This window comes from Intestinimonas sp. MSJ-38, assembly GCF_018917925.1.
Lineage (GTDB): Bacteria > Bacillota > Clostridia > Oscillospirales > Butyricicoccaceae > Pseudobutyricicoccus.
Window position 1 is genome coordinate 1 of the sequence record NZ_JAHLPO010000042.1, and the last position, 8,776, is coordinate 8,776.

Sequence of the window (8,776 nt, forward strand, 5' to 3'; positions counted from 1 at the left end):
TTCGAAAAAGGGGCATTCTCGCGGCTACGGAAGAATGCCTCCTTGCTGCCATGGCCCTAAATCTTAAGCGGATGGCAAAATGCCATCTTTCGCTATCCCCAAATTTATTATTCTGCTGGAGCCACGATGGGTTTCAGCAGTTTTTTGCTTTTGTCAACAGGTCCCTTATTGTACCTTATCAACTATTTTGGTATTATTATATTGCAGAGCAGCCAGAGAGATCAAGATATAATGTTAATTATAAAATAAAATTTCGCAATTTCTTGCGAAAAGAAAAGCCGCCTGCAGGATTCTTCCACATACGGCAGTGCAATCGGTTCTCAAAAGGCTTATATGTGGTTACCGATTTCAGATACTTCACAGGATTGCCGTTTCGTATCAGGTCAGCATATTCAAGCTGCGTTCTGTGTACCACTGTGAACGGAATATGCCGCCATCAGACCGGCAGGAACACCGACGCATGAAGTTTTGCGCAGATTTTTCGGCTGTTCCAATCCAGCCGAAGAACGCACAATGTTCATCGGCTGGATTTTGTGCCAAATTCACTGTTTTCTTTGCAACACATTTCGCAGCATTTGTTCTATTCGCTCTTTTTCCCCACTTTCATCTGTTCTCAAGCGCAGCAATGGAATATGGTATTGCTGGAAAATGTGATTCTTCATCTGATCCCGCCACTGCTGAACACTGCCCGGAGCATGTGTGGATGTGCCATCTACTTCAATGGCCATCAGCGGCAGTTTTCCTATTTTGTGAAACAGGAGGAAATCCACATGCGTCAGCGGATTTCTTGCATATTGCGTCTCTTCCTTTGTCAATCTGCTGTGATCCTTAAACAAACTGGCAAGTGACACATGAATTGCACAGCTGACAACGGAAAATTCATCCCTTTTCAAAAGATCTTCAATTACCGTATACAGAAGATTTTCGGAATCATATTTCGAAACTTTTTTCCTCTTCTGCAAAAAGGCACGGCGTTGCCGGGCATATCCCTGATAGAGCAAATCAAAAACCGAATAGATCTCGCTATTTGTTATTTCGCAGTTGTTATATTCGACATATCGTGCCAAATCACCATAATTTGTTTTTTCGTTGCGGAGATCTTTTGAAACGATGACCGTCAATGATCGAATTGCCCGCGATACTGCAACATTGAGCATTTTAGGATCATCTACAAATTTTGTGATCACATTATCCACGGAAGAGAGTATGATTGCCTCTTTTTCTCGTCCTTGGAATTTATGGACCGTTTCAACTTCGGCTGCCCTTCCCAACTGCGCTTTCATTGCCTCTACCTGATCCCGATATGGCGTGATAATTCCGATATCCTGATATCCCTGTTTTTCCAGCCGGGGCATCACTTCTTCCCGAATCACATCAATCTGCCGCTGGTTTTTGCGGCCACGGGCGTGATTTCCCGTGGCTGTCCGATAGATCGTCAGAACATCCGCTTCATCATGGTCTTCGGTCATAACAATCAGCTTCCCATCATAGAATTTCTGATTACAAAACTGAATGATCTTGGGATGACATCGATAGTGCTCCCGCAAAAGCACCTTCGGACTGTCAGGCCACGCCTCTACTGCAGCAGACAGCAGACTATGTGTAGAAAAGTGATAGACTTCCGGCAAAGAATACCGATTCCATATTGCTTCACTTTTTTGCACATCCGTTGCTTTGAGTATATTGGGAAGCTGCTGAAGATCGCCCACGATCACGATGTTTCTTGCACTGGAAAACGCCAAAACACCAGTGGCCAAATCCACTTGTGACGCTTCGTCTACAATCAGATAATCGTATATGTAATTTGTATCCAACACTTTTTTAATGGAATATGTAGTGCTCAGAATGACTGGATATTCTTTGGTAAATGCACTGGCTTTTTTCCAGAAATCTTCCGAAGAAAAGCAGGCTCTCTGCTTTTTATTTCCATATCGATCACTTAATTTATTCTGAAGCATCCGCAAAGATTTCTCTTCTAGTTCCTTCATCTTAGCGTCAAATGAATACTTCTTCAGCTTTTCATTCAGGGCTGCTTTTTCTTCCATCAACTCCCGATGGCGCACAATGTAAAATTGATGCTGGAGACAGGCAATGATCTCTTCAGGATCGTAGGAAAAAATCTTGCTTATAGGACGCCCGAACCGACATACCATAACTATTTTTCTAAGCCATTTGGGGAGTGGCCTCCTTCCTTCCAGACCACCGCCACCGGATCTGGCGCATTGTTCTGCATACCGTTCATATTCGATCCACAAAGATAGAATTCTCTCAGAAGACATTTTTTCTATCTTCAGCTTTACCCGCTGTCCGCGATGTTTGTAATATTCATTAAAATAATATTGTTCCGGCTTGAGCTCCAAAAGTTCCTGGTGAATTTCCGCAATACGGTTTTTCGCCCGGAGCATCTCATCCAGTTCTTTGGACAGCGCAGACACTTCCCTCTCCAAGCGTTCTTTGTCATACTGGCGCTCCACAGCCCACGGAGTCATGTCTGGATATTTCCCTGACTGGTTCTCCAAAAAAGAAGCTTTGTTTTCATTACTTCCCAAGAAAGCCGTGAGAAAAGATAAGCCCTTCTTTTCCAATTTTTCCTTCACATTGAGGATGGCCGAATTGTTGCTGGACACAACCGCTACCGTCTGCCCATTGTATACTGCATTTGCAATGATATTCAGAATGGTCTGTGTTTTTCCGGTACCCGGTGGCCCCTGAATCACACTCACCTGGGAGGAAAACGCATTTTCCACCGCTGCCTTCTGGCTTTGATTCAAACCGAAGGGATATAATATCGTTTTAGGAAGTGTATGCTTTTTCAGCTTTCGCGTCCAATCCAAAAACTTAGCCAAAACAGTCTCACTGCTGATGGTTTTGCATCGTTCATATTGGCTCCCGAGAATGTTGAATTTATCAAAGGTAAGGCTGACCGCAGAAGCTGTTTCTTTAAAATACTCAAAAACATTCTTCATTTTCTCATCAGCCAAGCAGTTCTGGTACAGCTGCACTTCCTCCTGCGAGTAGGATTCCACCTTTCCATTTGTATAGAGAATGCGATAATATTTTTCAAAATCAAAAATCGCTTTCACTTGCTGTAGCTGTCTGCCTTTTACCGTGACCAACCACTCAGCAGGATCAAGCTGTTGCCTGAATTTGAGAACCTGTACTCTGCTGCAGCGATAGTGATATGGTGTTGCAGATCCTGCATAAACGACTTCGCACATATCACTGACGAATCGGACCTCCGCTACGGAATCTGTCCTGTCTTTTCCGTCAACCAGGATCAAGTCTCTTGTATGACTTATCATAGAATATGCTCCTAATTCTTCTACATCTTTTGGCTCTATCCAATGACATATCTCACATGCTAGCATACCACATGATGGAGAAAATAACCAGAACATATCTAACCTGCATGACTTCTATTTACTTTTTTCAAAGCGCAAAAAAGACCGGCAGGAGGGCAATATTGCCCTCCTGCCGGTCTTCCATTATTCTCCTGCTACACTCCAATCCCAGGTATTAAAATCCTCATCAGAGATCTCTGCCAGCTTCACCATAGCCTGCTTGGCCACCTGCTGCATAATGGGATCAGCCAGCCGATTCTTTGTACGCTCCAGCTCCAGGATGGTCTCCAAACGAGACGGCATCCGATAAATGCCAATAAGGTTGGTCTCTTCCACCGTAAACTGCAACATTTTAGCGTTCATATCCCGGCTTTCTCTCTTTCTTCTCTGCTGTTTTTTCATGCTTTTTCTTTTTCGGTATGATTTCCCGCACCTTGTTAAGGAACAGATCCATCAAACCGGGATGCACGCAGTCCAGACACAGATATGCATTGCGGCTATCATCGGGAATGGGTATGCTCTTTGCCCAAGCCTTATTCTCCGGGGAGATTCTTCCATCCCAATTTTTGCGCTGCACTGTGTTGGCCAAAAGGTACTGCACCCGCTCTGCTCCATACATCCCCAGTACTTCCTTGACTGCGGCATCCACATAGAGCCGGCTTCCATCATAGTGGCGGCTGATCGCCTGCTGAATTGCTTCTTTGCACTTTTCATTGGCCTGGTAAGAAAGCTTGTATTCCTGGCTCTCGCCATGCTCTTTGGCATATTTTGCAGTATGCCAATACACTGGCGGTTCCGCACTTCTCTCCTTTCTCATTGGCGATACTATGATTTTGCCGTTGCCTATCCAAAATTGCTCGGGGGTCTGAAAATACTGCATAAAATGTTCCATCTGTTCCGGAGTCAGCGAAATGAAATCCTCTTCTCCCAATCCGGCTATCAAGAAAGTTCCGGCCACCACATCGTAAATCTGCCCCTCTTCATCCCGCAAAGCCCGGTTCAGAGCTTTGCCCGACAGCTTCCCCTCATCATCACAGATCAAGGCTACCGGTTCGCAGAAGGGATAAGCAGCCTGAATGTATCCGCCCACTTCATGCTGAAGGGATTTCAGATCACCACCGATCTCTTTTGCATAGGGCTTCTTCTGCGGTTCTACAACGAGCACAGAGAGTGTTTTCTTTTCCATAATTATCGCACCTCCTCATGTTGTTTATGTTTTTTCGGGGTCCTGGGAACAATTTTCCGATGCTTCCTCCTGGCCAATGCTTGGGGTACGCATGGATATCGCTCTTCATCTTTTTCCATGCCCAATTTTTCTTTTTCAGGCTGGCGTTCTTTTTGGTGCTGAATGGCGTCAATGATCTCAGCAGAAGCTGTGCGGATGGTATCCAGGGAGCTTTTCAGTTCGCTCAATTCTTTCCCTGTGCTCCAGGATGCCACATAGCTGAAAGAATAATCCGATGTGTCCAGGCCCAGGTGCTGGCATACCACATAGGCCACCCCTTCTGCCTGTACCTCCCTGGTATACTGATCCGGGCGCTGCGCCTTTTCTTCCGGCGTAGCATCTTTGTCTATGGCGTGGAGTTTGCTATGGGCAATCTCGTGCACCATGGTTTTGATCGTTTGCAGCTGGCTCATGTCGGCCTGAACGGCAATGCGCTGCTCACCCCAGCTATAATATCCTTTGCTGCCGCCGGAGATCTCTTCGAAGCCGATAGGCACCGGTGAGATCTCTTTCAGCGCCTCCAGCAATGTGTCGTATTCCGACACCTGGCCCTGGAGATCTTCCACTCCAATGGTAGGCAGTTCCTTCCCTTCCGTCTGGCTGATATCAAATACCGCTGCCGGACGAAAACTCACCTGTGTGATCTCCACCATTTCTTTCAGCGGTTGACCATCCTGATCCAGCAAAGTACGCCCTGTCAGATCATCCTTTTTCTCTTGCTCTTTTTTTACTTTGTAAGGACAAGGGGCCAGGATAAAAATCCCCTTTTCCCCTTTTTTCACATGGCGCTGGAAATTTTTCTGCCAGGATGTATACCCGGCCACCAGGGAAGCGTCCGGGCGCTGCATGAAAATGAGGATGCTGTTATTCACAGAATAATGATGAAACCGGGACATGGTGCGCAGATACCGCTCAAACTCTCCGCTTTCGAAGATCTTCCGTACACCGTCCTCCAGCTGCTGGGTGATCTCCCCCATCCGATCGGGGGCATCTTTTTTTGCTTTCATATCTGCTCCTTTCCTAAAAAGCATAAGGGCCTGCTATCAAGCAGGCCCTTGCTGTTACCGCTCCAGATCTTTTCTTCGCTCTTTCTGGTGTTTCACCCGTTTTCTTTTCCTTTGATTTTCCATATCCATTAATCTTTTTCCCGCCAAGGAGCCTTCTTCTGCGATAGCTTGAGCCGCAGCTTCCCCATTGGAAAAGGTTTTCCACTTTCCAGCCACCAGAGCAGAAATGGGATACTGCTCCAGATCTTCCTCCTCTCCCACAAACGCATTGTCCCATTCCTTGAGCTGCTCATGGGCCTTCTCATCTGGATAATAGCCATAAATGCTCAGATATTTTTTATCTACCAAGTCATAGACTGCCGCCCCCTCGTAGGCAAAGCCATCCGGCTCCATGGAGCCTGCCACATACTTCTGCGCGATTTCCTTCGCTTCTTCCAGTGTGGGATAGTCCAGTTTTTCATCAAAACCATTCTCAAAATGGTGATAAACAACAACCTCATACCGGGATACCTGTTCCCGCTCCTCAACCAGCACAGGAGCATCCTCCACACGGAATCCCATCGGTGGAGGGTCAAGCTCCATCAAAAACTCCTGTGACATCGTGTGTCCCTGCTTGTCCCGGTAGAAAACAACGGTAAAGGGCACGCCGTAAAAGGTTTCCTCCTTGATTTTTTCAAGAAACTCATCGGCATCCGTGTATTCCATGGTTTCCACTGGCATTCCATCTGTTCCAAGATATTCGATACAGCCCACAGGTCGGGAAACAGAAAAAGCAGAGGATGCTTCCGCATTCTCTGCTTCATCAATTTTCTGTATTTGTTCTTTCTCGGAAGGGAACAGGCTTAGTTGTTGATCAGCTCCGCCATCAAGATTTCTTCTGCCTGAGCTGTGCATTTGATCACAAGGCGGAGATTTATATGCCTGGATAACAGTGGAACGAGGCTTCGCCCAATCCTTCCCGTTTTCTGAAAGCCGTTCCATCATACGCCGGACAATCCCCCTATACTTTTTCACTTTTATTTCCTTCAAATTGATCCTCCTTTCCTGGCAAAGAAAAAGTGGGAAATCTCAAAGGATTTCCCACTTCATTATGTTTCCCACTTTGCATTATATCCAGGCAGAAATACTTGGGTATTCCCACTATGGTCTATCCTTGAATTTTGTCAAATGCTGTGGTATTCTTTTCGTGGTGCTACCGATAAACGGCAAGCGGTTAGTTCCCCTGACCAGATCAGGGGCGCTTCTTGCCCCCTGATCTTTATAGAAAGGGGGGCTGACAATGGTTACATATTCTGATCTGATTCAGACAGGTATTTTAGTCGTTGCCATTATTGCCCTGTTCATTCAGGCCAATAAAAAGAAGTAACCGCCCGGCCTTCCCAAACCAGCGGTTACTTCAGTAATCAGGTAGGGGGCTAACCGTTTGCCGGTGGCACCCTTTTTCTATGTTCAGTATAGTTCAAGGCTGCTGAAATGTCAATATTACTGAAATACTTCCGGTCTGCCTACGCTGTCAAAACCTTTTTGCCGGAGAGCACCACATTATTCGATCCGCTGAAGCAATGGATGTTTCACCGCTCTGGAGCTCTTTCTGCTCTTTCCCGTTTTTTCATCCGGGACAGCTCCAACAAATAACGAACACGCTTTTGCATATGTCCTTCAATGGCTTTCAACCGTTCTTCAGGCAGATTGAGGTGAGGATGCCGGGTGAAGGTAAATCCAATCAGCTTTCTCAGCTGTTCTGCCTGCACCTTCCCCATCGCTTCCCGGCAGACAGCTTCATAAGTGACGCTGCCATAAGGGGTAGATCGTGTGCGGGCATATGCATCCAGGTCGGCCAGATCGGATTCCATCGCAAAATTAAACAGTGACAAGCCGTTATCAAAAATCGGTGCGGCTCCCAGCACTTCGCCGGTATGGTTATTGCGCAAAATACCAAAATTACCGAAATGCCGATCCTCATTGTAAATCACGGCATCAAACACCAGCATACTCTTGACTTGCTCATAGGCATCCTTACCCAGTTTTTCATAATAAGCCAGACAAGCTGGCAGACCACCGGAAGTGACGATCCGTCCAATGGGAACAAATGCAGTGTGTATGTCGGTAAACAATTTACATTTGGAAGCCAGGATACCTTTCCAATTTTCCAGATCATACTGAACAGCATGAAGTCCCATCGCTTCTGCCACCTGACAAGCGTAGTATTCACTATATGGCTCTTTTCCGGTATTGGCCGCACCGGAAGTTCCACCTTTGTACAGCCAAATTCCCTCTTTGCCCAAAAACCGCCAGGCTTTGGGAAGCATACCACCGGTGGTCAGTTCCGGCGAAGTAGTAAACGCTTGATGGCTGCTTCCCGCACCGGTGTAGGCCACCAAAGCCAGGATCTCCGAAAAGCGATTTTCGTACAAATTATACTCTGCAAAGCTGCCCTCAAACCCAGCAGGAACAACCCAATAGCTGTCATTCAAAGATAGCCCTCTGCACACATCAATAATGCCTTTTGTGTCATTGGCAGACAGCCCTAAGGTCTTCAAGATCTCGTCCACAAAGGTGCGGTTTTTTGGAATTACCCGCCGCCGCAGCCATTGAAGCAAATTTTCATCACAGCTGTCTCCGTGCCATTCCAAAGGAAGCAGACTGCGTTTTTCTGATTTCACCCCGGTCACATGGGCCGCAAGGCCCTGGATTCCTTTTTCCTCCAGAGTAAAGGTCAGCAAGGTCTCATCAAACAACCGCAATTCGTACTCTTTCGGCATTTGCTCACCTCCATTTGAAGTTATTATACCACGAAACAACAGTGAAGTGGTATATTGGCCGTGTTTTCGGTTGTCCCGTTTGCGGGACGAGAAAACGGCTGTAAAAATAAAGTATACTAGCTGCAAAGCAGCTAGTATACCAACTGTCAGACTGAAAAGCCATTTCTTTTACCGAAATGCTTCCGGTCTGCCTACGCTGTCAAAACCTTTTTTTGCCGGAGATCACCACATTATTTGATCCGCTGGAGCAATGATCTGTCCTTGAATTTTGTCAAATGCTGTGGTATTCTCTTTTGTGGTGCTACCGATAAACGGCAAGCGGTTAGTTCCCCTGACCAGATCAGGGGCGCTTCTTGCCCCCTGATCTTTATAGAAAGGGGGGCTGACAATGGTTACATATTCTGATCTGATTCAGACAGGTATTTTAGTCGTTGCCATTAT

6 protein-coding genes are annotated in these 8,776 nt (G+C 46.4%); all 6 read right to left on the reverse strand.

All coding sequences use genetic code 11. The annotated features are described in order from the left end of the window. Positions 1-542: 542 nt before the first annotated feature. Complete coding sequence (locus KQI26_RS14540; protein ID WP_253292889.1) at positions 543-3,302, reverse strand: AAA domain-containing protein; 2,760 nt, start codon at positions 3,300-3,302, stop codon at positions 543-545. 183 nt (positions 3,303-3,485) lie between these two features. Beyond that, positions 3,486-3,704 (reverse strand): transposon-transfer assisting family protein, encoded by a 219-nt coding sequence (locus KQI26_RS14545; protein WP_216504974.1) that lies wholly within the window; start codon positions 3,702-3,704, stop codon positions 3,486-3,488. After that, entirely contained in the window at positions 3,694-4,527 is an 834-nt protein-coding gene (locus tag KQI26_RS14550; RefSeq protein WP_216504975.1) for a DUF3849 domain-containing protein, read from the reverse strand. The genes KQI26_RS14545 and KQI26_RS14550 overlap by 11 nt, the downstream gene beginning before the upstream one ends. 2 nt (positions 4,528-4,529) lie before the next feature. Then, positions 4,530-5,573, reverse strand: coding sequence for an ArdC-like ssDNA-binding domain-containing protein (locus tag KQI26_RS14555; RefSeq protein WP_216504976.1), 1,044 nt, complete (start codon positions 5,571-5,573; stop codon positions 4,530-4,532). A 54-nt stretch (positions 5,574-5,627) separates the two neighbouring features. Further along, on the reverse strand, positions 5,628-6,293 hold the full coding sequence (locus KQI26_RS14560; RefSeq protein WP_216504977.1) for a hypothetical protein: 666 nt from the start codon (positions 6,291-6,293) through the stop codon (positions 5,628-5,630). 851 nt (positions 6,294-7,144) lie between these two features. Next, complete coding sequence (locus tag KQI26_RS14565) at positions 7,145-8,335, reverse strand: XRE family transcriptional regulator (protein WP_216504978.1); 1,191 nt, start codon at positions 8,333-8,335, stop codon at positions 7,145-7,147. Positions 8,336-8,776 lie beyond the last annotated feature (441 nt).

What these genes read in the sequence shown, in the direction of transcription:
- KQI26_RS14565 (WP_216504978.1), bottom strand. Translation starts at nt 8,335, where the DNA reads ATGCCGAAAGAGTACGAATTGCGGTTGTTTGATGAGACCTTGCTGACC.
- KQI26_RS14560 (WP_216504977.1), bottom strand. Translation starts at nt 6,293, where the DNA reads ATGCCAGTGGAAACCATGGAATACACGGATGCCGATGAGTTTCTTGAA.
- KQI26_RS14550 (WP_216504975.1), bottom strand. Translation starts at nt 4,527, where the DNA reads ATGGAAAAGAAAACACTCTCTGTGCTCGTTGTAGAACCGCAGAAGAAG.
- KQI26_RS14540 (WP_253292889.1), bottom strand. Translation starts at nt 3,302, where the DNA reads ATGATAAGTCATACAAGAGACTTGATCCTGGTTGACGGAAAAGACAGG.
- KQI26_RS14555 (WP_216504976.1), bottom strand. Translation starts at nt 5,573, where the DNA reads ATGAAAGCAAAAAAAGATGCCCCCGATCGGATGGGGGAGATCACCCAG.
- KQI26_RS14545 (WP_216504974.1), bottom strand. Translation starts at nt 3,704, where the DNA reads ATGAACGCTAAAATGTTGCAGTTTACGGTGGAAGAGACCAACCTTATT.